This window comes from Terrabacter aeriphilus (assembly GCF_039542985.1).
Classification (GTDB): domain Bacteria; phylum Actinomycetota; class Actinomycetes; order Actinomycetales; family Dermatophilaceae; genus Terrabacter; species Terrabacter aeriphilus.
This window is the reverse complement of sequence record NZ_BAABIW010000010.1, coordinates 34,539-59,337: the sequence shown is the minus strand read 5'-3', so window position 1 is coordinate 59,337 and position 24,799 is coordinate 34,539. Positions and strand designations below refer to the sequence as shown.

General features: G+C 73.2%; 22 protein-coding genes and 1 riboswitch. Of the genes, 8 read left to right on the top strand and 14 right to left on the bottom strand.

Going from position 1 to position 24,799, the window contains the following annotated elements:
• Positions 1–3 precede the first annotated feature (3 nt).
• From kdpC to ABD979_RS07200, 3 genes are read left to right on the top strand one after another with little or no spacing between them, the layout of a single operon-like run.
• A complete protein-coding gene (kdpC, locus tag ABD979_RS07210) occupies positions 4–585 on the top strand; it encodes a potassium-transporting ATPase subunit KdpC (RefSeq protein WP_425583931.1) in 582 nt (193 codons plus the stop codon).
• A gap of 17 nt (positions 586–602) precedes the next feature.
• Positions 603–3,161 (top strand): DUF4118 domain-containing protein, encoded by a 2,559-nt coding sequence (locus ABD979_RS07205; protein WP_345506783.1) that lies wholly within the window; start codon positions 603–605, stop codon positions 3,159–3,161.
• Positions 3,158–3,835 (top strand): response regulator transcription factor, encoded by a 678-nt coding sequence (locus ABD979_RS07200; protein ID WP_345506782.1) that lies wholly within the window; start codon positions 3,158–3,160, stop codon positions 3,833–3,835. Before ABD979_RS07205 ends, ABD979_RS07200 begins: the two co-directional genes overlap by 4 nt.
• Positions 3,836–4,038: 203 nt before the next feature.
• On the opposite strand, the gene ABD979_RS07195 is transcribed toward ABD979_RS07200, so the two are convergent.
• Positions 4,039–6,990: an FtsK/SpoIIIE family DNA translocase gene (locus ABD979_RS07195; protein ID WP_345506781.1), complete on the bottom strand. Its 2,952-nt coding sequence runs from the start codon at positions 6,988–6,990 to the stop codon at positions 4,039–4,041.
• 198 nt (positions 6,991–7,188) lie between these two features.
• Positions 7,189–7,314: riboswitch (SAM riboswitch) on the top strand.
• Between the two features lie 36 nt (positions 7,315–7,350).
• On the opposite strand from ABD979_RS07195, the gene ABD979_RS07190 reads away from it, so the two are divergent.
• The gene (locus tag ABD979_RS07190) at positions 7,351–8,733 is read left to right on the top strand and encodes an aminotransferase class V-fold PLP-dependent enzyme (RefSeq protein WP_345506780.1); all 1,383 of its coding nucleotides are present in this window, start codon (positions 7,351–7,353) and stop codon (positions 8,731–8,733) included.
• A 515-nt stretch (positions 8,734–9,248) separates the two neighbouring features.
• Here ABD979_RS07190 and ABD979_RS07185 read toward each other — a convergent pair.
• From ABD979_RS07185 to paaA, 10 genes are all read right to left on the bottom strand, one after another.
• Positions 9,249–10,217, bottom strand: coding sequence for an endonuclease/exonuclease/phosphatase family protein (locus ABD979_RS07185; RefSeq protein WP_345506779.1), 969 nt, complete (start codon positions 10,215–10,217; stop codon positions 9,249–9,251).
• Position 10,218: 1 nt separating this feature from the next.
• Positions 10,219–11,904 (bottom strand): ribonuclease J, encoded by a 1,686-nt coding sequence (locus ABD979_RS07180; protein WP_345506778.1) that lies wholly within the window; start codon positions 11,902–11,904, stop codon positions 10,219–10,221.
• Positions 11,905–11,968: 64 nt separating this feature from the next.
• A complete protein-coding gene (gene dapA, locus ABD979_RS07175; protein WP_345506777.1) occupies positions 11,969–12,853 on the bottom strand; it encodes a 4-hydroxy-tetrahydrodipicolinate synthase in 885 nt (294 codons plus the stop codon).
• 44 nt (positions 12,854–12,897) lie between these two features.
• Positions 12,898–13,386, bottom strand: a complete 489-nt coding sequence (locus tag ABD979_RS07170) for a dihydrofolate reductase (RefSeq protein ID WP_345506776.1) — start codon at positions 13,384–13,386, stop codon at positions 12,898–12,900.
• Between the two features lie 25 nt (positions 13,387–13,411).
• Entirely contained in the window at positions 13,412–14,227 is an 816-nt protein-coding gene (locus ABD979_RS07165; RefSeq protein ID WP_345506775.1) for a thymidylate synthase, read from the bottom strand.
• 26 nt (positions 14,228–14,253) lie between these two features.
• Positions 14,254–15,375 carry a 1,2-phenylacetyl-CoA epoxidase subunit PaaE gene (paaE, locus tag ABD979_RS07160; protein WP_345506774.1) on the bottom strand — a complete coding sequence of 374 codons (1,122 nt, stop codon included), beginning with the start codon at positions 15,373–15,375 and terminating at the stop codon, positions 14,254–14,256.
• Positions 15,376–15,858: a 1,2-phenylacetyl-CoA epoxidase subunit PaaD gene (gene paaD, locus ABD979_RS07155; protein ID WP_345506773.1), complete on the bottom strand. Its 483-nt coding sequence runs from the start codon at positions 15,856–15,858 to the stop codon at positions 15,376–15,378.
• 23 nt (positions 15,859–15,881) lie between these two features.
• Positions 15,882–16,586: a 1,2-phenylacetyl-CoA epoxidase subunit PaaC gene (paaC, locus tag ABD979_RS07150; RefSeq protein ID WP_425583929.1), complete on the bottom strand. Its 705-nt coding sequence runs from the start codon at positions 16,584–16,586 to the stop codon at positions 15,882–15,884.
• A 275-nt stretch (positions 16,587–16,861) separates the two neighbouring features.
• Positions 16,862–17,170 (bottom strand): 1,2-phenylacetyl-CoA epoxidase subunit PaaB, encoded by a 309-nt coding sequence (gene paaB, locus ABD979_RS07145; protein ID WP_345506771.1) that lies wholly within the window; start codon positions 17,168–17,170, stop codon positions 16,862–16,864.
• A complete protein-coding gene (gene paaA, locus ABD979_RS07140) occupies positions 17,167–18,234 on the bottom strand; it encodes a 1,2-phenylacetyl-CoA epoxidase subunit PaaA (protein ID WP_345506770.1) in 1,068 nt (355 codons plus the stop codon). Before paaA ends, paaB begins: the two co-directional genes overlap by 4 nt.
• 72 nt (positions 18,235–18,306) lie before the next feature.
• Here paaA and ABD979_RS07135 point away from each other — a divergent pair, with 72 nt between their 5' ends.
• From ABD979_RS07135 to ABD979_RS07125, 3 genes are read left to right on the top strand one after another with little or no spacing between them, the layout of a single operon-like run.
• Positions 18,307–18,954 (top strand): GNAT family N-acetyltransferase, encoded by a 648-nt coding sequence (locus ABD979_RS07135; protein WP_345506769.1) that lies wholly within the window; start codon positions 18,307–18,309, stop codon positions 18,952–18,954.
• A complete protein-coding gene (locus ABD979_RS07130) occupies positions 18,951–19,643 on the top strand; it encodes an AzlC family ABC transporter permease (RefSeq protein ID WP_345506768.1) in 693 nt (230 codons plus the stop codon). The genes ABD979_RS07135 and ABD979_RS07130 overlap by 4 nt, the downstream gene beginning before the upstream one ends.
• The gene (locus ABD979_RS07125) at positions 19,640–19,954 is read left to right on the top strand and encodes an AzlD domain-containing protein (protein WP_345506767.1); all 315 of its coding nucleotides are present in this window, start codon (positions 19,640–19,642) and stop codon (positions 19,952–19,954) included. Before ABD979_RS07130 ends, ABD979_RS07125 begins: the two co-directional genes overlap by 4 nt.
• Positions 19,955–19,983: 29 nt before the next feature.
• Here the strand turns inward: ABD979_RS07125 and ABD979_RS07120 are convergent, their stop codons facing one another.
• The 3 genes from ABD979_RS07120 to dapB form a co-directional block, all read right to left on the bottom strand.
• Positions 19,984–21,036: a hypothetical protein gene (locus tag ABD979_RS07120; RefSeq protein WP_345506766.1), complete on the bottom strand. Its 1,053-nt coding sequence runs from the start codon at positions 21,034–21,036 to the stop codon at positions 19,984–19,986.
• Between the two features lie 311 nt (positions 21,037–21,347).
• On the bottom strand, positions 21,348–22,211 hold the full coding sequence (trhO, locus tag ABD979_RS07115; protein ID WP_345506765.1) for an oxygen-dependent tRNA uridine(34) hydroxylase TrhO: 864 nt from the start codon (positions 22,209–22,211) through the stop codon (positions 21,348–21,350).
• 12 nt (positions 22,212–22,223) lie between these two features.
• Positions 22,224–23,012, bottom strand: a complete 789-nt coding sequence (dapB, locus tag ABD979_RS07110) for a 4-hydroxy-tetrahydrodipicolinate reductase (protein ID WP_345506764.1) — start codon at positions 23,010–23,012, stop codon at positions 22,224–22,226.
• 140 nt (positions 23,013–23,152) lie between these two features.
• Here dapB and ABD979_RS07105 point away from each other — a divergent pair, with 140 nt between their 5' ends.
• A complete protein-coding gene (locus tag ABD979_RS07105; protein ID WP_345506763.1) occupies positions 23,153–24,754 on the top strand; it encodes an FG-GAP-like repeat-containing protein in 1,602 nt (533 codons plus the stop codon).
• Positions 24,755–24,799: the final 45 nt, after the last annotated feature.

Genomic DNA, 24,799 nt, shown 5'->3' with positions numbered 1-24,799 from the left:
GATGTGACCTCCGTGAACAACCTCCTGCGCCAGTCCCTCGCCGGCCTCCGCGCGATGCTCGTGCTCACCGTCCTGCTCGGCGTGCTCTACCCGGCGGCCGTGTGGGCCGTCGGCCAGGTCGCGGCCCGCGACCAGGCGGCCGGCTCCCTCGTCAGCGTCGACGGCGCGGTCGTCGGCTCGAGCCTCCTCGGCCAGGGCTGGACGGGGGCCGAGTGGTTCCACTCGCGCCCGTCCGCGAGCGACTACGCCGGCGACACCAGCGGCGGCACCAACCTCGGGCCGGGTCCCGACCTGCAGTCGGAGGTGCAGACGCGCGCCGAGGCCGCCGGCCTGCCGGTCGGCTCCGCGCCCGCCGACGCGCTGACCGCCTCGGGCAGCGGCCTCGACCCGAACATCACCCCGGCGTACGCCGCCGCCCAGGTCGAGCGGGTCGCCGCGGCCCGCGGGGTGGATGCCGCCCGCATCCGGCAGCTCGTCTCCGACCACACCCAGGAGCGGATGCTCGGCTTCCTCGGTCAGCCCCGCGTCGACGTGCTCGGGCTCAACCTCGCCCTCGCGCGCCTCGCGGCGCCGAGCGCGGGGTGACCTGAGAGGATCGGTCCATGGCTCGGGGCTCGCTGCGGATCTACCTCGGAGCGGCGCCCGGCGTCGGCAAGACCGTCGCCATGCTCGACGAGGCCCACCGCCGGCTCTCGCGCGGCACCGACGTCGTCGTCGGCTACGTCGAGACGCACGGACGGGCGCACACCGCCGTCATGCTCGAGGGCCTCGAGGTGCTCCCCCGCCGCGAGGTCGAGCACCGGGGCAGCCGGCTCACGGAGCTCGACGTCGCCGGTGTCCTCGCCCGCCGGCCGGAGGTCGTGCTCGTCGACGAGCTCGCCCACACCAACGTGACGCCGGACGACGCCGACACCGACGCCGGGCACGAGAAGCGGTGGCAGGACGTCGAGGAGCTGCTCGACGCCGGCATCGACGTCATCTCGACGGTCAACATCCAGCACCTCGAGTCGCTCAACGACGTCGTCGAGTCGATCACCGGCATCCGCCAGCAGGAGACGGTGCCCGACGAGGTGGTGCGCCGGGCCGAGCAGGTGCAGCTCGTCGACATGTCGCCCGAGGCGCTGCGCCGCCGGATGGCGCACGGCAACATCTACGGCCCCGACAAGGTCGACGCGGCGCTCGCCAACTACTTCCGCACCGGCAACCTGTCGGCACTGCGCGAGATCGCCCTGCTCTGGCTGGCCGATCGCGTCGACGAGGCCCTCGAGCGCTACCGCGCCGACCAGGGCATCTCGGAGCAGTGGCCGGCCCGCGAGCGCGTCGTCGTCGCCCTGACGGGCGGGCAGGGCAGCGAGACCCTGCTGCGGCGCGGTGCGCGGATCGCGTCCCGGGCGTCGGGCGGCGACCTCATCGCCTGCCACGTCCGCTCGGCCGAGGGGCTCGCCACGACCGACCCGGCCGTGCTCGCCCGGCTGCGCCGGCTGGCGGCCGACCTCGGCGCCGAGTTCCACGACGTGTCGGGTCACGACGTCGCGGACGCCATCCTCGACCACGCCCGGGGCGTCAACGCGACCCAGGTCGTCGTCGGGGTGAGCCGTCGCAGCCGCTGGCAGCAGATCCTGCGCCCGAGCATCGCCTCCGAGGTGGCCGACGGCTCCGGCGACATCGACGTCCACCTCGTGTCGCACGAGGGATCGCGCGTCGGCCACCGCCGACGCCGCACCGGCGGCCTCCCGGTGCGCCGCGTCGTCGGGGGCCTGCTCCTCGCGGTGGTCTCGCTCGCGGCCCTGACGGGGCTGCTCGTCGCGACCCGGGAGGGCCACACGCTCTCGCTCGACCTGCTCCTCTACCTCGCGCTGACGGTCGCGTGCGCCCTCGTCGGAGGCATCTGGCCGGCCCTCTTCTGCGCGGTCGTGGGCTCGCTCGTCGTCAACTGGTTCTTCACCGAGCCGCGCGGCACCCTGACCATCAGCGACCCGCCGAACGCCCTGGCCCTCGCCGTCTTCGTCCTCGTCGCGATGGCGGTCTCCTCGGTCGTCAACGTCGCGGCCCGCCGCACCGAACAGGCGGTGTCGGCCGAGCGCGAGTCGGCGGCCCTCGCGGCGATGAGCCGCGACCTGCTCGCCGAGCCGCGCCCGCTGCCCGCCCTGCTCGACCGGGCGCGCGACGACCTCGGGATGCTCCGGGCGGTGCTCGGTGAGGTTCGCCCGGACGGCCCGGCGACGGTCGTCGCCTCGACCGACCCGGCGCTGCCGGCGGGCTCTCCCCTGCCGGTCGGCACGGCGTGGGCCGTCGACGTCACCGTCGACGACGGTGTGCACCTCCTCCTCGACGGCCCGCCCGTCGCCGCCGAGGACCAGCGCGTCGTCAACGCCTACGCCGCGCACGCGGCCATCCTGCACGCGCGCGAGCAGCTCGTCCGGGCCGCGCGCGACGCCGCCGGCCTCGCTCGCGACAACGCGGCGCGCACGACGCTGCTCGCGGCCGTGTCGCACGACCTGCGCACGCCCCTCTCGAGCATCAAGGCCGGCGTCTCGACGCTGCGTCAGGCCGGTCTCGACCTCTCCGCCGAGGACGAGGCCGAGCTGCTCGAGTCGGTGGAGGAGAGCGCCGACCGCCTGGATGCCCTCATCGGCAACCTGCTCGACCTCTCGCGGCTCGAGACCGGTGCCCTGCGCGCCCACCACCACAGCGTCGACCTGCTCGACGCCGTCGTCTCCACGGTGCGCACCACCTCCGAGCCGGGCCGCGTCGAGGTCGACCTCGAGGCCGACCTCCCTCTCGTGCAGGCCGACCTCGGCCTGCTCGACCGGGTGCTGGCCAACCTCGTCGAGAACGCACTGCGGCACAGCGGCGCCGCCGAGGTGCGGCTCACGGCCGGGCGCATCGGCTCGCGCGTCGAGCTGCGGGTCGTCGACCGGGGGCCCGGTGTCGAGGACGCCGACAAGGAGCGGATCTTCGCGGCGTTCCAGCGGGTCGGCGACAGCCCCCAGGGCGACGGGCTCGGCCTCGGGCTCGCCGTCGCACGCGGCCTCACCACCGTCATGGGCGGCACGCTCGTGCCCGAGGACACCCCGGGAGGCGGCCTGACGATGGTCGTCTCGCTCCCGCTCGCCCTCGCCGACCCCGGCACGACCACCGACACCGAGGAGGACGCGTGAGCCGAGTGCTCGTCGTCGACGACGACCCCCGCCTGCAGCGCACGCTGACCATCGCCCTGCGCGCGCACGGCAACGAGGTCGTCACCGCTGCGGACGGCCGCACGGCCGTCCAGTCGGTGAGCGAGGACCTGCCGGACGTCGTCATCCTCGACCTCGGCCTGCCCGACCTCGACGGCACCGAGGTGCTGCGCCGCATCCGGGCCACGTCGGTCGTGCCCGTCATCGTGCTCTCGGCGCGGCACGAGTCCGACGACAAGATCGAGGCGCTCGACCTCGGCGCCGACGACTACGTCACCAAGCCCTTCGGGGTCGAGGAGCTGCTGGCCCGCGTGCGCGCGGCCGTGCGGCGTGGCGGCGACGTGGGGCGCCACCTCGAGCCGGTCACGACCGACCACTTCCGGCTCGACTTCGCCGAGCGCCGAGCGACGGTCGAGGGCGCGGAGGTGCGGCTCACCCCGACCGAGTGGCGGGTCCTCGAGACGCTGTGCCGCGAGCCCGGCCACCTCGTGCTGCAGCAGGACCTGCTCCGCGCCGTCTGGGGCCCGTCGTACGGCCGCGAGTCGAACTACCTGCGCGTCTACGCCAACCAGCTGCGCCGCAAGCTCGAGCCGGACCCCGCCGCGCCGCGGCACCTCGTCACCGAGCCCGGGCTCGGCTACCGCTTCAACCCCTGACCCCCACCGTCGAGAGGCCATCTTCTGCGGGCCTGCCCCCGTCGAGGGGCCAAACCTTGCGAGTCCGACCAGAACGAAAGGTCACAGTTCGCGACCTCCAGGACGTCGAGTGGCCGACCCTTGGCCCGGGCGCGTGCACACTCTGGCCTCTCGACGGGTGGGACCCGCGAACATCGGCCTTTCGACGGTTGCGGGGGGTCGGGTCAGTCGCGCTCGCGGTAGCCGCGGGCGCCGCGGTCGGTGAGGCTCCAGGCGTCCTCGGACTCCTCGTCGTCCTCCTCGACCGTCCGGGTCATGTCGCCGGGGGTCCAGCGGGCGGTCGGTGCGGGCCGCTCCTCGTCGTCGTGCTGGCGCTGCTCGCCCCGCTCCGCCACGAGGGATGCCGTGCGCTGCGCCGGCGCCGCGCCGTCGTCCCCGGACCCGTCGCGGTCGTCCAGGTCGGCGGGCGCGAACGCGGCGTCCGCCGGCTCGATGTCGACGGGCGGGGGCGCATACGGCTGCGCGGGCTCGACGACGTCGTCGAGGTCGACGGGCTCGTTGGGGTGCGGCACGTCGTCGCCGCGCAGGAGCGCGAGCGTCTGCTCGAGGTCGTCGGGGCGCACGAGCACGTCGCGCGCCTTGGAGCCCTCGCTCGGGCCGACGATGCCGCGCGACTCGAGCAGGTCCATGAGCCGGCCGGCCTTGGCGAAGCCGACACGCAGCTTGCGCTGGAGCATCGAGGTCGAGCCGAACTGCGTCGTCACGACGAGCTCGGTGGCCTGGAGCAGCACGTCGAGGTCGTCGCCGATGTCGTCGTCGATCTGCTTCTTCGGGGCCGCGACGGTGACGTCCTCGACGTAGTTCGGCTTCAGCTGGTCGGTGACGAACTTGACGACCTCGTGGATCTCCGACTCGTTGACCCAAGCGCCCTGCACGCGCATCGGCTTGCTCGCGCCCATCGGCAGGAAGAGCGCGTCGCCCTGGCCGATGAGCTTCTCGGCACCCGGCTGGTCGAGGACGACCCGGCTGTCGGCGAGCGACGAGGTGGCGAACGCCATGCGCGAGGGCACGTTGGCCTTGATGAGGCCGGTGACGACGTCGACCGACGGGCGCTGGGTCGCGAGCACGAGGTGGATGCCGGCCGCACGGGCCAGCTGGGTGATGCGCACGACCGACTCCTCGACGTCGCGCGGGGCGACCATCATGAGGTCGGCGAGCTCGTCGACGACGACGAGCAGGTAGGGGTAGGTCGTCAGCTGCCGCTGCGAGCCGGGCAGCGGCTTGACCTTGCCGGCCCGCACGGCCTTGTTGAAGTCGTCGACGTGCTTGAAGCCGAACGCCGCGAGGTCGTCGTAGCGCTGGTCCATCTCCTTGACGACCCAGGCGAGCGCCTCGGCGGCCTTCTTGGGGTTCGTGATGATCGGCGTGATGAGGTGCGGGATGCCTTCGTAGGCCGTCAGCTCGACGCGCTTGGGGTCGACGAGGATCATCCGCACCTCCTCCGGCGTCGAGCGCATGAGGATCGAGGTGATCATCGAGTTGACGAAGCTCGACTTGCCGGAGCCGGTGGCGCCCGCGACGAGCAGGTGGGGCATCTTCGCGAGGTTGGCGATGACGTAGGCGCCCTCGACGTCCTTGCCGACACCCATGACCATGGGGTGCTCGTTGCTGCGGGCCGTGTGGCTGCGCAGCACGTCGCCGAGCGCGACGTTCTCGCGGTCGAGGTTCGGGATCTCGATGCCGATGGCCGACTTGCCCGGGATGGGGCTGAGGATGCGGACGTCGGCCGAGGCCACGGCGTAGGCGATGTTCTTCGACAGGGCGGTGACGCGCTCGACCTTGGTGCCCGAGCCGAGCTCGACCTCGTAGCGCGTGACCGTCGGGCCGCGGGTGAAGCCGGTGACGGCAGCGTCGATGTCGAACTGGTCGAAGACGCCGGTGAGCGACTCGACGACGCGGTCGTTCGTCTCGCTGCGCGTCTTGTGCGGGGCGCCGGGCGTCAGCATGGCCGCGTCGGGAAGGCGGTAGGTGATGTCGCCGCCGAGGCTGAGCTGCTCGACCCGGGCCGGCAGCTCCGACATGGGCGGCGGGATGAGCTCGGCCTTGGGGCCGACCTTGCCGGTGTCGGGGGCGCCGAGGGTCTTCGGGTCGGTGGCGTCGATGACGCGCTCGACGGGCTTGTCGCCGCCCTTCTGGCCGCCCGGTCGGGGCGCGAGCACCCCGGCGGCCGTGGCCCGCTTCTCGCCCGGTCGCGGCTTGGCGGAGTCCTCGCTCGCCTTCTGCGCGGCCTGGCGGAACGCCTCGTCGCCGTCGCGCTCGGCGAGGTCGACGGGCTTGCGACGGGCCCGCTTCACGGCGGCTGCGGGGGCGTCGAGCTCGTCGGCCCCGTCGTCGCCCTCGCGGTGGATGACGAGGGCCCGCAGCTGGCGCATCCGCTCGGGGATCATGTTGACGGGCGTCGCCGTGATGACGAGCAACCCGAAGAGGCCGAGCAGCACGAGCAGGGCGAGCGCGCCGTAGGTCGACACGGCTGCCGCCAGCGGGCTCGAGGCGAGGAAGCCGAGGATGCCGCCCGCGGCGCGCATCCCGTCGGCGCCGTCGGGCGGGTTCGGGATGCCGTCGGCGAGGTGCGCCAGCCCGCAGGCGGCGAACGTCAGGGCGATGGTGCCGACGACGACGCGGTTCGTGGCCGCCTCGTCCTGGGGGGCGCGCAGCATGCGCAGGCCGAGGGCGAGCAGCACGAGCGGCACGGCGTACGCGACGCGGCCGAAGGTCCCGGCGAAGACGGCGTGCACGACCTGGCCGAAGGTGCCCGAGACACCCCACCACTCGCGGGCGGCGACGACGACCGCGAGCGCGAGCAGGGCGAAGCCCAGTCCGTCGCGGCGGTGCTCGGGCTCGAGCTCGGCCGCGCTGTGGCCGACCCGGCGCACCGCGCCGCCGGCGAGGTGCGAGACACCCATCCACGTGTTGCGCACGGCGCCGAGCGGGAAGGGGAGCCCGCCCCCGCGCGTCTTCGCCGTCTTCGGTGCCGGCTTGCGGGCCGCCGGCTTGCGCTGCGCCGGCCGCGTCGAGCGCGCTGCCGGAGGGCGGGACGAGGCGCCGCTCGAGGAACCCTTGGCGCGCGAGGTGGCTGCGCTGCTGGGTCGTTGGGTGCCGGACGGACGTGTCGCCATGCTGGCACCGTACGTGAACGCCCCTTCGAACTCACGCGTCACACGCGCAACAGCACCCGATTCCGTATGCCGTCCGCATCCCCGGCGGCCTCGGCCGGCTCCGGCGCGGGGCCCTCGACGCACGGGGCGTCTCAGATCGCGACACGGCAGGACCGAACGGTGGACAGCCCGCGAGCCGGGGCCCTAACCTCGACGGCAGGTCATGAGTGCCAGCGACAAGCCCCGGCTCGCTGGCCAGCAACCCTCCTCCGCGGTGGGGTGCTCCGGGTGACGACCAGGCCGTCCTCTGCGCGTTCGTGACGCAGAGGCCGGCAAGCGCGGACCTGCAACCGGTGGGTCCCTGGACCCAGGAGCAGTGTCATGTCGGTTCTCCCCTCCTCGCTCTGTGGCGGCGCCACCGCCCCGGTCGTGCGCACGCGCACGCTGCACGTCGTGCCGGAGGCGCACAGCCTGCCGGCCGTCGTCGGCTCGGACCTGCGCGTTCCGACGCTGCACGGCGAGGTCGCCTACGCGAACCTCGACCACGCCGCGTCGACCCCGGCGCTCGAGACGGTGCGGGAGGCCGTCGACCGGGCCCTGCGGACCTACTCGTCCGTGCACCGCGGCGCCGGTTTCGCCTCGCGGGTCACGAGCGCGTGGTTCGAGCAGGCGCGCGCCGAGGTCGCCGCCTTCGTCGGCGCCCGCGCGGACGACACCGTGATCTTCACCCGGTCGACGACCGACTCGTGGGCGCTGCTGTCCAAGGCGCTCCCCAGCCGCACGACCGTCTTCGTCTTCGGCACCGAGCACCACTCGACGCTGCTCCCGTGGGGGCGCTTCCGCACGGTGCGCCTGCCCGTTCCCCAGACGGTCGAGGACGCCCGGCAGCTGCTCGAGGAGGCGCTCGTCGACCACCCGTCGCGGCACCGCCTCGTCGTGCTCACCGCGGCCTCGAACGTCACCGGCGAGGTGTGGCCGATCGAGCGCTTCTCCGCCCTGGCGCACGAGCACGGTGCGCGCGTGGCCGTGGACGCCGCCCAGCTGTCGGCCCACCGGACCATCGACCTCGACGCCTGGGACGCCGACTACGTGGCCTTCTCGGGCCACAAGACGTACGCGCCCTACGGCGCCGGCGTGCTGGCCGGGCGCTCGGACTGGCTCGACGCGGGCAACCCCTACCTGCTCGGCGGCGGCGCGACCCGGTCGGTCACCGAGGACGGCACGACGTGGGCCACCGGCCCGGCACGGCACGAGGGCGGGAGCCCGAACGTCATCGGCGCGGTCGCGCTCGCGGCGGCCTGCGCGACGATCACGCGCCACCGCGAGGCGATCGAGGCGCACGAGGAGCAGCTGCTCGGGAGCCTGCGGGCCGGTCTCGAGGAGGTTCCCGGGGTCGAGCTGCTCTCGATCTTCGGCGACGAGCACGACCGCGTCGGCGTCGTCGCCTTCACCGTCGACGGCTGGGACTCCTCGCTCGTCTCGCAGGTGCTCTCGGTCGAGCACGGCATCGGGGTGCGCGACGGGAAGTTCTGCGCGCACCTGCTCGTCGACGAGCTGCTCGACGACCCGTGGGGCGAGCGCTCCACGACGGCCGTGCGGGCCAGCATCGGTCTCGGCAGCACGCTCGAGGGCGTCGAGCGTCTCGTCGCGGCCGTCTCCCGCCTCGTCGAGGAGGGGACCGACGCCACGTGGACCCGCACCGACGCAGGGTGGAGCATCGAGGGCGCCGACCCCCGCGACGTCGAGGTCCAGCGCCCCTGGTGACCCGGCCCGGTTGGGCTGACCCAGCGGGGTGGAGCCACGCAGCCCCTCTGCGTTGCGTCGCCACCCGACGCGCACCGACCAACCACTGGCTCGACAGCCTGCACCGGGCACCCTCCCCGCGCCTCTGCGTTGCGTCGCCACCCGACGCGCCCAGACCAGCCACCGCCTGACTGCCTCACCGCGGGCACCCACCCCCGAGTCCTCTGCATGGCGTCCCCACATGGCGTCCCCACATGGCGTCCCCACGCGACCCAGCCACGGTCTCCGTCACGCGCCGCCGTAGCTGCTGTTGGGCGGCGTCCGATGCGGCCTGCTACCGACGCGTCACCACACGACGCAACGCGCAGAGAACGCCAGCAGACCCACCGGCACCCGCCACGCCCACGCCCACAGCCCGCCCCCACCCCGTGCGTCACCACACGACGCGACGCAGAGGAAGCCACCAGACCCACCGGGACCCCACCCCCGCCCCACCGGGGCCGCTGCCATCACCGGATGCCCGGGTGGCTGCGCGCTCAGCGCGGCAGGGCGTAGGCGGCCCAGACCGCGGCGTGGTCGGCGCGGTTCATCGCCACCTGGCCGGCGGAGACGACGGTGAGCCCCCGGCTCAGCACGTGGTCGAGCTGGACGAAGGGCGGCAGCCGGTTGCCTGCGAAGGGCCACGTGCGCACCCAGCCCTGGCCGTCGGCCCGTTGGGCGTCGACGAGGCCGTCGGCCAGCTCCCGGAAGGCCGGGTGCCCGAAGGAGGCGTTGAGGTCGCCGGCGACGACGATCGGCTCGGTGCCGCCCTGGCGCGACTTCCACGTCGTCAGCGCCGCGAGCCCGGCCCGCCACGCGTCGGTCTCGCCCGAGAGCGGAGCCGTCGGGTGGGCCACCTTGAGGCGCACCGGCCCCTTCGGCGTCGTCACGACCACCTCGGGCTGGAGGCTCGCCGTCGCCTCGACGCCCTGGTCGGCGCCGCGGCTGCTCACCGTGAGCGGGAACCGCGAGAGCACCATGGTCCCGGTCGAGGCATCGGCGCGCGCAACGCCCGTACGAGTCGTGAAGTAGGAGTCCGCCCCGAGGTCGTCGATGCGGCGGACGGCGTCCGGCGTCGCCTCGGTCAGGACGAGGACGTCGACGGCGTGGAAGCGCACCGCATCCATGAGCTGGGTGGAGTTGGCCTGTCCCACCCACAGGTTCGCGGCCATCACCGTGAGGTCGGTGTCGGCCTTCGGTGAGGAGCTGGCGAGGAAGGTGGGCACCGCCAGTCCCCCAGCCACCGCGAGCGCCACCACGACGGGCCCGAGCACGCGCCAGCGGCGCAGCAGCGCCGTCGCCACCGCGAGCAGCAGGAGTCCGACGACGACGAACGGGCCCGCCGTCTGAAGCACGACGACGGCATACGCCGTGGTGTCGAACCAGCGCAGCGCGCCGACCGCCACGAGGGCGAGCAGGACGACGAGGACGGCGACGTCGAGCCGTCGCCCACGGGCAGCGGTCACCTCAGGCCTGCAGGACGACCGGGATGATCATCGGACGGCGCCTGATCTTGCCGCCGACCCACGACCCGACGGCGCGGCGGATGACCTGCTGGAGCTGCTGGTCGTCGCGCACGCCCCCGGCGACCGCCTCCTCGATGGCCCGCTCGACCTTGGGGATCACCTGCTGGAAGATCTCCTCGTCCTCGACGAAGCCGCGCGCCGTGATCTCCGGGCCGCTCGCGATCTTGCCGGTGGCGGCGTCGAGCACGACGACGCACGTGATGAAGCCCTCGTCGCGCAGGATACGGCGGTCCTTGAGCAGCGCCTCGTCGGCGCCGCCCACGCTGCTGCCGTCGACGTAGACGTAGCCGCACTCGACGACGCCGACGACGGACGCCTGCCCGTCGACGAGGTCGACGACCACGCCGTCCTCGGCGAGCACCACGTTGCCCTCGGGCACCCCGGACTGGATCGCCAGCTGGGCGTTGGCATGCATGTGCCGCCACTCGCCGTGGACCGGCAGGACGTTCGCCGGCTTGACGATGTTGTAGCAGTAGAGCAGCTCGCCCGCGCTCGCGTGGCCGGAGACGTGCACCTTGGCGTTGCCCTTGTGCACGACGTCGGCGCCGAGGCGCATCAGGCCGTTGATGATCCGGTAGACCGCGTTCTCGTTGCCCGGGATCAGGCTGCTCGCGAGCAGCACGGTGTCACCGGGGCCGACGTCGATGCGGTGCTCACGGTTGGCCATCCGCGACAGGGCCGCCATCGGCTCACCCTGCGAGCCGGTGCAGATGAGCACCAGCTCGTCGTCGCGCAGGGTGTCGATCTTCTTGATGTCGATGAGGATGCCGTCGGGCACGCGGAGGTAGCCGAGCTCGGCCGCGATGCCCATGTTGCGTACCATGGAGCGCCCCACCATGGCGACCTTGCGGCCGGCCTTCTCCGCGGCGTCGAGCACCTGCTGCACGCGGTGCACGTGGCTGCTGAAGCACGCGACGATGATGCGCCGTTGGGCATGGCGGAACACCTTGTCGATGGCGGGCGCGATCTCGAGCTCCGGCGTCGTGAAGCCGGGCACGTCGGCGTTCGTGGAGTCGGTGAGGAAGAGGTCGACCCCCTCCTCGCCGAGCCGGGCGAAGGCACGCAGGTCGGTGAGCCGCCCGTCGAGCGGCAACTGGTCCATCTTGAAGTCGCCGGTGTGCAGCAGCGTGCCGGCCTCGGTGCGCACGAAGACGGCGAGCGCGTCCGGGATCGAGTGGTTGACGGCGACGAACTCGAGGTCGAAGACGCCGAGCTTCTCGCGCTGCCCCTCCCTGACGGCCATCGTGTACGGCCGGATCCGGTGCTCCTTGAGCTTGGCCTCGATGAGCGCCAGCGTCAGCGTCGAGCCGATGATCGGGATGTCGCCCTTGAGCCTCAGCAGGTAGGGCACCGCACCGATGTGGTCCTCGTGGCCGTGGGTCAGGACGATGGCCTCGATGTCGTCGAGGCGGCCGGCGATGTAGCTGAAGTCCGGGAGGATGAGGTCGACGCCCGGGTGGTGGTCCTCGGGGAAGAGCACGCCGCAGTCGATGACGAGCAGCCTGCCCTTCGTCTCGAGGACGGCCATGTTGCGACCGACCTCGCCGAGCCCGCCGAGTGCGACGACCCGCAAGCCGTTGTCGGGGAGGGCGGGGGGTGCGGTCAGCTCGGGGTGGGGGTGGCTCACAGGTGTCCTGTCGTCTCGGTGGTGCGGCCGGGTCGCCGAGGGCGCCGGCCGGAGGTCGTGGTGGTCAGGAGACCGCCTGGAGGGCGTCGCGCACGAGCGCGGTCTGCGCGTCGTCGGCGGCGACGAGCGGGAGGCGGACCGTGGGCGACTCGATGAGCCCCTGCACGGCGAGACCGGCCTTGGCCATGATCGCGCCCTGCGTGACGTTCATGACGGCGTCGACGAGCGGCGCGAGAGCGCGGTGGACGGCACGGGCGTCGTCCCACCGGCCCTCCAGCACGGCGTCGGCCAGCCGGCGGTAGGCCTGCGGAGCCACCTGGGAGGTGACGCCGACGAACCCCACGGCGCCGTTGGCGTAGTGCGGCAGGTTCATCGCGTCGTCGCCGGAGTACCAGTCGAGCCCGGTCAGCTGCATCATCTCGCTCGCGAACCACAGGTCACCGCGCGCGTCCTTGACCGCGGCGATCCGCGGGTGCTCGGCGATGCGCAGGTAGGTCTCGCGGGCGATGGCGATGCCCGAGCGCCCCGGGATGTCGTAGACCATGACGGGCAGGTCGCTCGCGTCGGCGACCGCCGTGAAGTGCGCGACGAGCCCGGCCTGCGGGGGCTTGTTGTAGTACGGGGTCACCGCGAGCACGGCGTCGGCGCCGGCCTTCTCGGCCAGGCGCACCGACTCGACGCTCTTCGCGGTGTCGTTGCTGCCGGCCCCCGCCACGACGACGCAGCGGTCGCCGACCGCGCCGACGACGGCGCGGAGCAGCTCGTCCTTCTCCTCGGCCGAGGTCGTCGGCGACTCGCCGGTCGTGCCCGAGACGACGAGGCCGTCGTGGCCCAAGTCGACGAGGTGCGCGGCCAGGCGCTGCGCCGCGTCCAGGTCGATCGAGCCGTCGGGCCGCATGGGCGTGACCATGGCCGAGAGAACACGTCCGAGCGCGGGTGCGGCTGCCATGCGCCCAAGGTTAGCGCCCGAGGGTGGGAGCGCTGCGGGGGCGCTCAGGCGCGTCGCTCCCACGTGACCCACGCGAAGCCGTCCCGCGCGTCGCGCGCCGTCTCGACCCACACCGACGGGTCGATCTCGGGGAACGTGACCGAGCCGGCCGGGGACAGGTCGACCTCCGTCACGAGGAGGCGGGCGGCATACCTCATCGCCTGGCGGTAGATCTCACCCCCGCCGACGACGAAGACCTGCTCGGCGCCTGACACGAGGTCGAGCGCCTCGGGGAGCGAGTGCGCGACCTCGACGCCGGGCGCCGACCAGTCCCGCCGGCGCGTCACGACGACGCTGCGGCGGCCGGGCAGCGCACCCATCGAGTCGAAGGTGCGCCGACCCATGACCATGGGGTGGCCCATCGTCGTGCGCTTGAAGAACCTGAGGTCCTCGGGCAGGTGCCACGGCATCCCCAGGCCGTCGCCGATGACCCCGTTGCGGCCGACCGCCGCGATCATCGTGACGTTCGGCAGCACGGCGGACGGCTCGCTCATGCGGCAAGGCTCCCAGACGCGCCGCTCAGACGGCGATGGGGGCCTTGATGCCCGGCTCCGCGACGTAGTCGACGAGCTCGAAGTCGTCGAGGTCGAACTCGTCGATGCTCCGCTTGCCGGGCGTGATCCGCATCGTCGGGAGCGGGTGCGGCGTCCGGGTCAGCTGCAGGCGGGCCTGGTCGAGGTGGTTGAGGTAGAGGTGCGCGTCGCCGAGGGTGTGCACGAACTCGCCCGGCCCGAGGTCGGTCAGCTGGGCCACCATCTGGGTGAGCAGGGCGTAGCTCGCGATGTTGAACGGCACGCCGAGGAAGATGTCGGCGCTGCGCTGGTAGAGCTGGCAGGAGAGGCGGCGCCGGCCGTCGGGTCCGGGCGGCGAGACGTAGAACTGGAACATGGTGTGGCACGGCGGCAGCGCCATGTCGTCGACGTCCGCGACGTTCCAGGCCGACACGACGAGGCGACGGCTGTCCGGGTTGGTGCGGATCGCCTCGACGACCTTCGCGATCTGGTCCACCCGCCGGCCGTCGGGCGTAGGCCACGAGCGCCACTGGTAGCCGTAGATCGGACCGAGGTCGCCCGTCACGGGGTCGGCCCACTCGTCCCAGATGCTGATGCCACGCTCCTGCAGCCAGCGCACGTTGGTGTCGCCGCGCAGGAACCACAGCAGCTCGCCGATGATCGAGCGCAGGTGCAGCTTCTTCGTCGTCAGGGCCGGGAAGCCGTCGGCGAGGTCGAAGCGCATCTGGTGCCCGAAGACGCTGAGGGTGCCCGTGCCGGTCCGGTCGGACTTCTCCTGGCCGTGGGTCAGGACGTGGTCGAGGAGGTCGAGGTACTGCCGCACGTCCGGAAGCCTAACCCGGCGCCGTCTCAGGCGTCGTAGTCGAGGCTCACCTCGTCGGTGACGGGGTGGCTCTGGCAGGCGAGCACGATGCCGGCCGCCACCTCCTCGGGCTCGAGGGCGTAGTTGCGGTCCATCCGCACCTCGCCCGACACGAGGCGGGCGCGGCACGTGCCGCAGACGCCGCCCGTGCACGAGTAGGGAGCGTCGGGCCGGGCCCGCAGCGTCGCGTCGAGGACGGTCTCCTCGCGGCTCGGCATCGGGATCACCGTCGTGCGGCCGTCGAGGTTGACGGTGACCGTCGCCTCCGGCGGCGCACCGGTGTCGACGACGACCGGCCGCTTCGGCGCCGTGCCGTCGTCGACGTGGAAGATCTCGTGGTGGACGTGGCGGGCGTCGACGCCGCGCTCGGTGAGCAGCTCCTCGGCCCCGGTGACGAGGCCGAACGGGCCGCAGAGGTACCACTCGTCGACCGAGGCGACGGGCAGCAGGCTCGCGAAGATCGCCTCGAGCCGTTCCCGGTCGAGCCGGCCGTGGAAGAGCTCGACGTCCTGGGCCTCGCGCGAGAGCACGTTGACGAGGTGGAAGCGGCCGGGGAAGCGGTTCTTGAGGTCCTCGAGCTCCTCGAGGAACATCACCGAGCTGGTGCGCCGGTTGCCGAAGAGCAGCGTGGCGCGCGAGCCGGTCTCCTCCTCGAGCGCCGTCGTGAGGAGCGAGAGCACGGGCGTGATGCCCGAGCCCGCCGCGATCGCGACGTGGTGGCGGGTGCGGTCGGGCCGGGTCGGGCAGGTGAACGAGCCCTGCGGGGTCATCACCTCGACGACGTCCCCCGGGGCCACGACGTCGTTGAGCCACGTCGACATGCGGCCGTCGGGCACGCGGGCGGCGGCCACGCGCAGGCGGCGCCCGCCCCGCTCGGCCCGTCGTGACTGGCAGATCGAGTAGGACTGGCGGACGTCCTCGCCGCCGATGCTCGCGCGCAGCGTCAGGTGCTGCCCCGGCTCGAAGGCGAACTCCTCGACGAGCTCGTCGGGCACGGCGAAGGTCACGGCGACCGCGTCGTCGGTGAGGCGTTCGACCGCCGCGACGGTGAGCGGGTGGAAGCGGGCCCGGTGGCGTGCGGCAGCCGCGGGGGTCGAGACGTCGGTCATTCAGAGGGCCTTGAACTCGTCGAAGGGCTCGAGGCACGCGTCGCAGCGGCGCAGGGCCTTGCACGCGGTCGAGCCGAAGTGGGCGATCTCGGTGGTGTCGGTGGAGCCGCAGCGGGGGCACGCCACGAGCCGGCGGGTCAGCTGCAGGGCCACCGGGCCGTGCCTCTCCCCCGCCTGTGCGGGTCCGGGGGGTGCGATCCCGAAGCGCTGCAAGGCGGCCCGGCCGTCATCGGTCATCCAGTCGGTGGTCCACGGCGGCGACAGCTGGGTCACGACGTCGGCGGAGTACCCGAGCCGACCGGCCTCGAACGCGATCCGGGACGCGATCGCCTCCATCGCGGGGCACCCGCTGTAGGTCGGCGTGATCGTCACCGTGACGGCGTGGGCCTGCTCGTCGACCTCGACCGCGCGCAGGATGCCGAGGTCGGCGATGCTGATGACGGGGACCTCCGGGTCCGGTACACCTGAGATCGCCTCTGCCACAGCGGATCCCGCGGTCAAGACCGTCACCACGTCGCGCCGGGGTGCGAGCGCGCGATGTGCTGCATCTCGGCGAGGAGGTAGCCCATCGGCCGCGAGTGGATGCCCGACCGGCCGCCCCGCGCGTGCCACGTCGACGCCTCGGGCAGCTCGAGGGTCGCCTCGGCGACGACCGCCTCGATCCGGCGCCGCACGGCGTCGCGCAGGCTCGAGGGCAGCACCCCGACACCGGCGTCGGCCGCCGCCACGGCGGCGTCGTCGTCGAAGAGCTCGGCCAGGTAGGGCGTGACGCGCTCGAGCGCGACCTGCATGCGGCGGCGCGACTCCTCGGTGCCGTCGCCGAGGCGCACGACCCAGAGGGAGGCGTGGTCGAGGTGGTAGCGCACCTCCTTGAGCGCCTTGGCCGCGACGGCGGCCACGACCGGGTCGGCGGAGTCGGCGAGCCGCGCGTGCAGCTCGACCTGCCGGGCGGAGAACCACAGCAGGCGCGCCATCTCGTCGGCGAAGTCACCCCGCTCCTGCTCGACGAGGTGGACGTTGCGCCACTCGCGCTCGTCGCGCTGCATGGCGAAGTCGTCCTCGGAGCGGCCCGTGCCGTCGAGCGTCCCCACGTGCGGGTAGAGGGCGCGGGCCTGACCGAGCAGGTCGAGCGCGATGTTGCCGAGCGCCATGTCCTCCTCGATCTGGGGGGCGTTCGTCATCCACTCGGCGAGGCGCTGGGCGTAGACCATCGCGTCGTCGGCGATGCCGAGCAGGTATGCCGTGACGTCCGCAGTCTGGCCGGGAGAGAGGTCCCGGGGTCCCCGCGAAGCATCGGAGCGAAGCGGAGAGCTTCGTGGGGTGTCGTCGCGGGGTCCCCGCGAAGCATCGGAGCGAAGCGGAGAGCTTCGTGGGGTGTCGTCGCGGGGTCCCCGCGAAGCATCGGAGCGAAGCGGAGAGCTTCGTGGGGTGTCGTCTCGGGGTCCCCGCGAAGCATCGGAGCGAAGCGGAGAGCTTCGTGGGGTGCTCACAGGTACTCCACGTCGGCGGGGACGTCGTAGAAGGTCGGGTGCCGGTAGATCTTGTCGGCGGCGGGGTCGAAGAACGAGTCCTTCTCCGCCGGGCTGCTCGCCGTGATGTCGTCGGCGCGCACGACCCAGATCGACACGCCCTCCTGGCGGCGGGTGTAGACGTCCCGGGCGTTGCGGAGGGCCAGCTCCGGGTCGGGCGCGTGCAGCGAGCCCACATGGACGTGCGATAGCCCGCGCTTGCCCCGGACGAAGACCTCCCAGAGCGGCCAGCTCTTCTCGGCCGCAGCAGCGTTCGTGTCCGTCACGCGGCGCTCCCCTGCTGCTCGCCCGCCTGACGCTCCGCGCTGCGCGCGGCGTGCTTGCCGGCATACGCGTTCGCGGCCTCGCGCACCCAGGCGCCCTCGTCGTGCGCGCGACGGCGGTGGCTGATCCGCTCGGCGTTGCACGCGCCGTCGCCGCGGAGCACGCGCCAGAACTCGTCCCAGTCGATGGGGCCGAAGTCGTAGTGGCCGCGCTCCTCGTTCCAGCGCAGGTCGGGGTCGGGCAGCACGATGCCGAGCTTCTCGGCCTGCGGCACCATCATGTCGACGAACTTCTGGCGCAGGTCGTCGTTGCTGAAGCGCTTGATGCCCCAGGCCATCGACTGCTCCGTGTGGCCGCCCTTGGCCGCCTCGCCGGTGTCGGGCGGGCCGAACATCATCAGGGCCGGCCACCACCAGCGGTCGGCGGCGTCCTGGGCCATGGCCTGCTGCGCCTCCGTGCCGCGCATGAGGTTCCAGAGGATCTCGAAGCCCTGGCGCTGGTGGAAGCTCTCCTCCTTGCAGACACGGATCATGGCGCGCGCGTACGGCCCGTAGGAGCACCGGCAGAGGGGCACCTGGTTCATGATCGCCGCGCCGTCGACGAGCCACCCGATGGCGCCGCAGTCGGCCCACGTCAGCGTCGGGTAGTTGAAGATCGAGGAGTACTTCTGCTTGCCGTCGTGCAGGCGCTCGAGCAGCTCCTGCCGGTCGATGCCGAGCGTCTCGGCCGCGGAGTAGAGGTAGAGCCCGTGCCCCGCCTCGTCCTGCACCTTGGCGATGAGGATCGCCTTGCGGCGCAGCGACGGCGCGCGGGTGATCCAGTTGCCCTCGGGCTGCATGCCGATGATCTCGGAGTGCGCGTGCTGCGCGATCTGGCGGATCAGCGTCTCGCGGTACTTCTCCGGCATCGCGTCGCGCGGCTCGATGCGCTGGTCGGCGGCGAGCAGGGCGTCGAAGTCGCTCCCGACCCGGTCGCGCTGCTCCTCGTGGGCCGCCGCCGCGTCGTACGCGTCGGTCTCGGCCGCGTTCAGCGGTTCGCTCGGGTCGATGACGTCGTTGCCATACATACGTCCAGTATGCGAGATCGCGCGGTCAGCGCCAAAGCAGGGGCACCCCCGCGCGCCTGAGAGGATGCCGGGGTGTCCCCCGACGAGCAGCCGCACCCGCACGACCACACCCACGACCAGCACGACCACGCGCACGACCACGCGCACGAGCGCGGCCCGGTGGCCGACGCCTCGGTGCGGGTCGCGCGCGCCAGCGACGCCCCGGCCGTCGGCCTCGTCCAGGCCGTCGTCTTCCGGGAGGCGTATGCCGGCACGCTCGAGCCCGACGTGATCGCCACCTTCGAGCCCCGCGCGTTCGCGAACGCCTGGCGGGCCACCCTCGAGGGTGGCCAGGCACGCGACGGCGTGCTGCTCGTCGCGTGCGCCGGCGAGCAGGTCGTCGGCTTCGCGGCGGTCGGCGCCTCGGACGACGCGGACGCGGACACCGAGACGGCGGAGCTGCTCGTGCTCGGGGTGCACCCCGACGCGCGGCGCCAGGGGCACGGCTCTCGCCTGCTGCACGCCGTCGTCGACACCGCCCGGGCCCGTGGCCGCTCCGAGCTGGCCGCGTGGCTGCTCGCCGCCGACGACGCCACGCGCGCCTTCCTCATCGCGGCCGGCATGCTCGCCGACGGCGCGCACCGCGAGCGCGTGGTCTCCGCCGACGGAGCGACGGCCGCCGAGGTGCGCCTCTCCGCGGTGCTCGCCGAGCCGGAGGCGGACCCCGCGGGGAGCGCATGACCCCGACGACGGACCCCGTCGCCCGGCGGGCCGTCGTGCGCCAGAGCCTGTCGGTCGGGCTCGCCACCGGCGCCTACGGGATCAGCTTCGGGGCCCTGGCGGTCGCGGCGGGCCTCGACGTGTGGCAGGCCATGGCGCTCTCGCTGCTGATGTTCACCGGCGGCTCGCAGTTCGCGTTCGTCGGGATCGTCGCCAACGGGCTGTCGGCGGCCCCGGCCGCGATCGCCGCGTCGTCGATGCTCGGCATCCGCAACGGGCTCTACGCCCTCGAGCTGACCCAGCTGCTCGGCGTACGCGGCGCACGCCGGGTCGCGGCGGCGCACCTGACGATCGACGAGTCGACGGCGGTCGCGGTGTCGCAGCGCGACCCGGAGTCGTCGCGGCTGGGCTTCTGGCTGACCGGGCTCAGCGTCTTCGTCCTCTGGAACCTCACGACGCTCGCCGGCGCCCTGCTCGGCAACCTCATCGGCGACCCGCGCACCTACGGCCTCGACGCGGCCGCGTGCGCGGCGTTCACCGCCCTGCTCTGGCCGCGGCTGCGCCGCCGCGAGGCCGTGGCGATCGCGGCCGTCGGGGCCGTGGTCGCCGTCGCGCTCTCCCCCTCGGCGCCGCCCGGCATCCCGGTGGTCGCCGCCGCGGCGGCGGCCCTGCTCGCGTGGCGGACGCCACGGCGGGAGGCGGCGTCATGACGATGTGGACGGCGCTGCTGGTCGCGACGGCGATCGCCTTCGCCACCAAGCTGGCCGGCCACCTCGTGCCGGCCCACCTGCTCGAGTCGCCCCGGGTGCGCCGGGTCACCGGCGCCCTCCCCGTCGCGCTGCTCGCGGCCCTCGTGGCGACGCAGGCGTTCACCGCCCCCGGGGGCTCCCTCGTCCTCGACGCGCGCGCGGTCGCCGTCGGCGTCGCGGTCGTGGCCCTGCTGCTGCGCGCGCCGTTCCTCCTCGTCGTCGTGCTCGGCGCGGCGACGGCCGCCGTCCTGCGCGCCGTCGGCTGGGGCTGATCGCAGGGACGGCGGTCGTCGCGACGGCCTCAGTCGGTCACGGCTCCGCCGTACAGGCCCGTGACGCTCCCGAGCGGCGCGCTGTGCAGGTGGTCGACGATGTTCCGCGGGAGGTCACCCGGGTCCTTGGTGTAGGTGTACGCGGCGCTCTCGAACCCGACGTAGAGCCGCCCGCCGAGCACGGTCAGGCCCTGGTTCATCGACGGAGCCCGGAAACAGTAGGAGTTGCCGTCGGAGAGCGAGTCCTGGTTCCTCGGCATGACCCAAATGTTGCCGCGGTCCCCTCGCGTGTAGGACGTCGAGAAGATCACCCAGTCGGACGTGACGGTGACGCCCTGGGTCTTCTTGGGCGCATACACCTGCGTCGAGCCGACATAGGAGAGCGCGCCGGTCCCGCTGTCGGTCTGCACGTAACCGTTGAGGTGCTTGGCGCTGGACTCGTCGAAGTCGCCCGCCCACAGGTGGCCGTCACCGGTGCCCATGAACCCGACGACGTACGAGGAGGGCCGGTTGTAGTCGCGCGCGAAGACGTGGTCGCTGTTGGCTCCGGCGAGGGCCCCTCGCACCTTGTCCAGGCGGTAGCCGCGGATCTCGGACTCGCTCCCGACGTAGAGCCAGCCCCGGTGGACACCGATGCCGCCCACGTGACCGTTCGCCACGAGCATCCGGCCGAGTCCCGTGCCGGTGCGCGGGCCCGAGGCCACCACCCCGAAGATCGCGCTGGGGCCGTCGGGCTCCCGGTCGCCGTCGGCGTCGTGGTAGGCGGAGATGAGGATGACGTCCTCGCTCGTGCCGTTCCAGTTCGCCCACGCCGAGATGCCTTGTGGCACGTAGCGGTCGGCGTACAGCCCTGCCGGGATCTGCGGGCCCTCGTCGAACCGTCGGGTGGTCTGCGCGCCGACGTTCTGCCAGTCGTAGACCTTGCTCGCCGACGGGATCCCGTAGAACGGGGCCCGCGTGCCCTGCGTGGTGTAGCACAACGGGTCCGCGTCGTCGTCGGCGTGCGCCACCGAGGTGCCGCCCACCACGCTGCCCACCAGCATCCCTGCGACCCCGATGCCGGCCAGCAGGCGTCGTCGCATCCGTTCCATGGTTCTCCCCTGTCGTCCCGTCGCTGCACCGTTGCAGCGACCGGACTCACGCTAGCGCTGCCCTCCTCCCACGCGGGCCGAGCGCCTCAGGCGGAATGCGCGCAGCTCTCGCAGGTGCAGTCCCGGCAGGTGCACCCGTCGCACGTGCAGCCGTCCGGGCAGTTGTCGCAGGTGCAGGGTGCCTGGGGTTGGGCGCCCACCGGGTCCACCGGTGCAGCCTGTCCGCTCATGGTGGTCCTCCTCGTCGGGGTGGGAGCTCGTCGTCCCACGCCCACGACGTACCCCGCCCGGAGGCCGGCGACTCAGGCGTGGGCGTCGCAGACGGGCTGCAGGGGCCGGCCCGGGAGGTCCTCACGGTTGTGCAGCCGGCTCGTCGGCGTCCCGCACTCGTGGCAGGCCGCGAGGTCGACGGCCTCGTCGGTGAAGGCGATGCTCATCCGCTCGTCGAAGACGACGAGCCTGCCCTCCCAGAGGCCACGGTCACCGCGCTGCTCGCCGTAGCGCACGATGCCGCCGTCGAGCTGGTAGACCTCCTCGAAGCCGCGCGAGCGCATGAGGCTCGTCAGCACCTCGCACCGGATGCCGCCGGTGCAGTACGTGACGACCGGACGGCGCTTCAGCTCGTCCCACCGACCCGAGTCGAGCTCACGGACGAAGTCGCTCGTGTGCCGGACGTCCGGCACGACCGCTCCGCGGAAGCGCCCGATCTGCGCCTCGACCGCGTTGCGGCCGTCGAGGAGCACGACCTCGTCGCCCCGGGCGGCCACGAGGTCGTCGAGCTCCTGCGGGGAGAGGCGGGTCCCTCCGCCGACGACGCCGCCCTCGTCGACAACGACCTCGTCCGGCACGCCGAACGAGACGATCTCGTCGCGCACCTTGACGACGAGCCGCGGGAAGTCGAGGCTGCGCCCCTCGGCGTCGAGCGCGGTGCCGTCGCTCCACCTCACGTCGATGTCGCAGAACGCGGCGTGCTCCCGGGTCTTCCGGACGTAGGTCTTGAGCGCCGTCACGTCACCGCCGACGGTGGCGTTGATCCCGTGACGGGAGAGCAGGATCCGCCCGCGCAGGCCGAGGCTCTCGCAGAGGTCGCGCTGCCAGAGACGGATGGCGTCCGGGTCAGCGAGCGGACGGAACGCGTAGAAGAGGACGATCCTGGGGATGGCCATGACGGAACGGTCTCAGGCGATGCCGAGGTAGTGCTCGAGCCCCACCGTGACACCCGGGTGGTCGGCGACGGCACGCACCGCCGCGAGCACGCCCGGCATGAAGCTGCTGCGGTCGAACGAGTCGTGGCGCAGGGTGAGCATCTCCCCCGCGTTGCCGAGCAGCACCTCCTGGTGCGCCGTGAGGCCCCGGAGCCGCACCGAGTGCACGTTCACGCCGTCGACCCGGGCCCCCCGCGCGCCGTCGGGATCGTGGGTCGTCGCGTCGGGGACCGGCGCGCAGCCGGCCTCGCTGCGGGCGGCCCCGATCATGGCCGCCGTGCGCGCGGCGGTGCCCGACGGCGCGTCGACCTTGGCGGGGTGGTGCAGCTCGATGACCTCGACCGACTCGAAGAAGGGAGCGGCCTTGGCCGCGAACGACATCATCAGCAGCGCACCGATGGCGAAGTTCGGCGCGACGAGCACGCCGACCCCGCTGCCGCTGCGCGAGGGCGGGGCGTCGGCGAGCCTGCCCCGCAGCGCCTCGAGCCGCTCCGCGTCCCAGCCCGTCGTGCCGACGACGACGTGGACGCCCCGCTCCACGCAATGCGCGACGTTGCCCGGCGACGCGTCGGGCACCGTCAGCTCGATCGCGACGTCGGCGCCACCGAGGTCGCCGAGGTCGTCGCCGGAACCGTAGGCGCCGACGAGCGTCATCCCGTCGGCCTCCTCCACCGCGCGCACGGCCTCGGAGCCCATCCGGCCGCCGGCGCCGATGACGGCCACGAGAAGGGGGCGGGAGGTCTGGGTGCTCGTCTCGGTCACGCCGCCAGCCTATCGAGCCCCCCGGGTCGCGCCCGTGCGCGAGCCCACGACGCCACCCCTCCGCACGGACTGGTGCATCACACCCTCGCGCCGGAAGCGGCGGCCGGACGCAGACTGGAGGTGCAGAGGAAGTGGTTCGCATGTCTCCCCGTCCACGCAGCACCGTCGTCCCGGGCCGGATCCGTCGCCTGGCCCTCGTCCCACTCGCCGCCATCGGGCTCGTGCTCGCCCTCCTCGTGGCCCCCGTCGCACAGGCGGCCGTCCTCGTCGGCAACGACGTCTCGTGGCCGCAGTGCCCCGCCTCCTTCCCTCCCACCACGAGCCAGTTCCTCGTCGTGGGCCTCACCAACGGGCTCCCCTTCACCCGGAACCCTTGTGTGGCGACGCAGGTCGAGTGGGCGGCCGACCACGCCAAACCGACCCAGGCCTACACGATGGCCGGCTTCCCGACGAGCGCGCAGCTGACGGCATACGGCTCAGCGGGGCCGTGGTCGGCGACGACGCGGGGCGGGCGCCTCTCGAACGTCGGCTACGCCGAGGGGACGTATGCCGCGGCCACGATCCGCTCGGTCAGTGGGTGGTCACCCCGGATGGTCTGGATCGACGTCGAGCCCCGGCCCGCACAGCCCTGGCCCACCGGCACCGCGCTGAGACGCGCCGAGAACCGTGACGTCGTCGAGGGCCTGATGCGCGGGCTGCGCGACGCCGGCCGCTCCTACGGCCTCTACTCCTACAACTCGGGCTGGCAGGAGATCGTCGGTTCGTGGCGCCTGCCCGGCGTGCCGGTGTGGGCCGCCTCGGGGCGGCTCGACTACCCGGACGAGGCCCTCGACAAGTGCACCCAGCCGAGCTTCTCGGGTGGCCCGGTGCGGCTGTCGCAGTGGGTGAACGACGCGGGCACCCTCGACTACGACCGCACCTGCGAGCCGTACGCCTTCACGACCCTCCCCGTGCCGGCCGCGACGTTGTCGAACAGCACGGCCGACTTCGACGGCGACTGGCGCAACGACGTCGTCGCGCGCTGGGCCGCCACCGGGCAGCTCAAGCTCTACTCCGGCACCGGCACCGGCAGCCTCGCGCTCGGGCGCACGATCGGCACGGGCTGGGGCGGCATGTCGGCGCTCGAGACCCCCGGCGACCTGAACGGTGACGGCGCCGCCGACGTGCTCGCCCGCGAGGCCTCCACCGCCTACCTCTGGCTCTATCCCGGCAACGGCACGGGCGGCTGGCGACTCCCCCGCGTGCGCGTGGGCACCGCATGGAACGGCATGAGCGCCATCGTCGGCGTCGGTGACCTGAGCGGCGACGGACGACCCGACATCGTCGCGCGGCGGGCCTCGGACGGCACCCTGTTCCTCTACCCGGGCACGGGATCGTCCGGCTGGCAACCGCGTTCGAGCATCGGCACGGGCTGGAACCGCTACAGCGCGATCCTCGGCGCGGGCGACGTCGACGGCAACGGCACGGCCGACCTGCTCGCCCGCGAGAGTGCGACGGGCTACCTGTGGCTCGTGCCCGGCACGGGCACGGGCTCGCTCGGGACGCGCGTGCGCGTCGGCACGGGGTGGAACGGCATGACCGCCCTCGTCGCCGCCGGTGACCTCGACGGCAACCGGACGGCAGACCTGCTGGCCCGCGACGCGTCCGGCAGGCTCTGGCTCTACCCCCGCACCGAGACGGGCGGGTGGGCCCCCCGGGTGCTCGTCAGCACGGGCTGGAACATCGTGAACGCGCTCTTCTGAGGCCGCCCGGGACGGCGAGCGGCCCGCCACCCCAGCAGGGGTGAC

Excerpts from the sequence above, each read along its gene's own strand:
- dapA (WP_345506777.1), bottom strand. The coding sequence starts at position 12,853 with ATGGCAGCCGCACCCGCGCTCGGACGTGTTCTCTCGGCCATGGTCACG.
- ABD979_RS07120 (WP_345506766.1), bottom strand. The coding sequence starts at position 21,036 with ATGCGACGACGCCTGCTGGCCGGCATCGGGGTCGCAGGGATGCTGGTG.
- trhO (WP_345506765.1), bottom strand. The coding sequence starts at position 22,211 with ATGGCCATCCCCAGGATCGTCCTCTTCTACGCGTTCCGTCCGCTCGCT.
- ABD979_RS07190 (WP_345506780.1), top strand. The coding sequence starts at position 7,351 with ATGTCGGTTCTCCCCTCCTCGCTCTGTGGCGGCGCCACCGCCCCGGTC.
- ABD979_RS07105 (WP_345506763.1), top strand. The coding sequence starts at position 23,153 with ATGTCTCCCCGTCCACGCAGCACCGTCGTCCCGGGCCGGATCCGTCGC.
- ABD979_RS07130 (WP_345506768.1), top strand. The coding sequence starts at position 18,951 with ATGACCCCGACGACGGACCCCGTCGCCCGGCGGGCCGTCGTGCGCCAG.
- ABD979_RS07125 (WP_345506767.1), top strand. The coding sequence starts at position 19,640 with ATGACGATGTGGACGGCGCTGCTGGTCGCGACGGCGATCGCCTTCGCC.
- paaA (WP_345506770.1), bottom strand. The coding sequence starts at position 18,234 with ATGTATGGCAACGACGTCATCGACCCGAGCGAACCGCTGAACGCGGCC.
- ABD979_RS07170 (WP_345506776.1), bottom strand. The coding sequence starts at position 13,386 with ATGAGCGAGCCGTCCGCCGTGCTGCCGAACGTCACGATGATCGCGGCG.
- ABD979_RS07205 (WP_345506783.1), top strand. The coding sequence starts at position 603 with ATGGCTCGGGGCTCGCTGCGGATCTACCTCGGAGCGGCGCCCGGCGTC.
- ABD979_RS07195 (WP_345506781.1), bottom strand. The coding sequence starts at position 6,990 with ATGGCGACACGTCCGTCCGGCACCCAACGACCCAGCAGCGCAGCCACC.
- paaE (WP_345506774.1), bottom strand. The coding sequence starts at position 15,375 with ATGACCGACGTCTCGACCCCCGCGGCTGCCGCACGCCACCGGGCCCGC.
- paaC (WP_425583929.1), bottom strand. The coding sequence starts at position 16,586 with ATGGTCTACGCCCAGCGCCTCGCCGAGTGGATGACGAACGCCCCCCAG.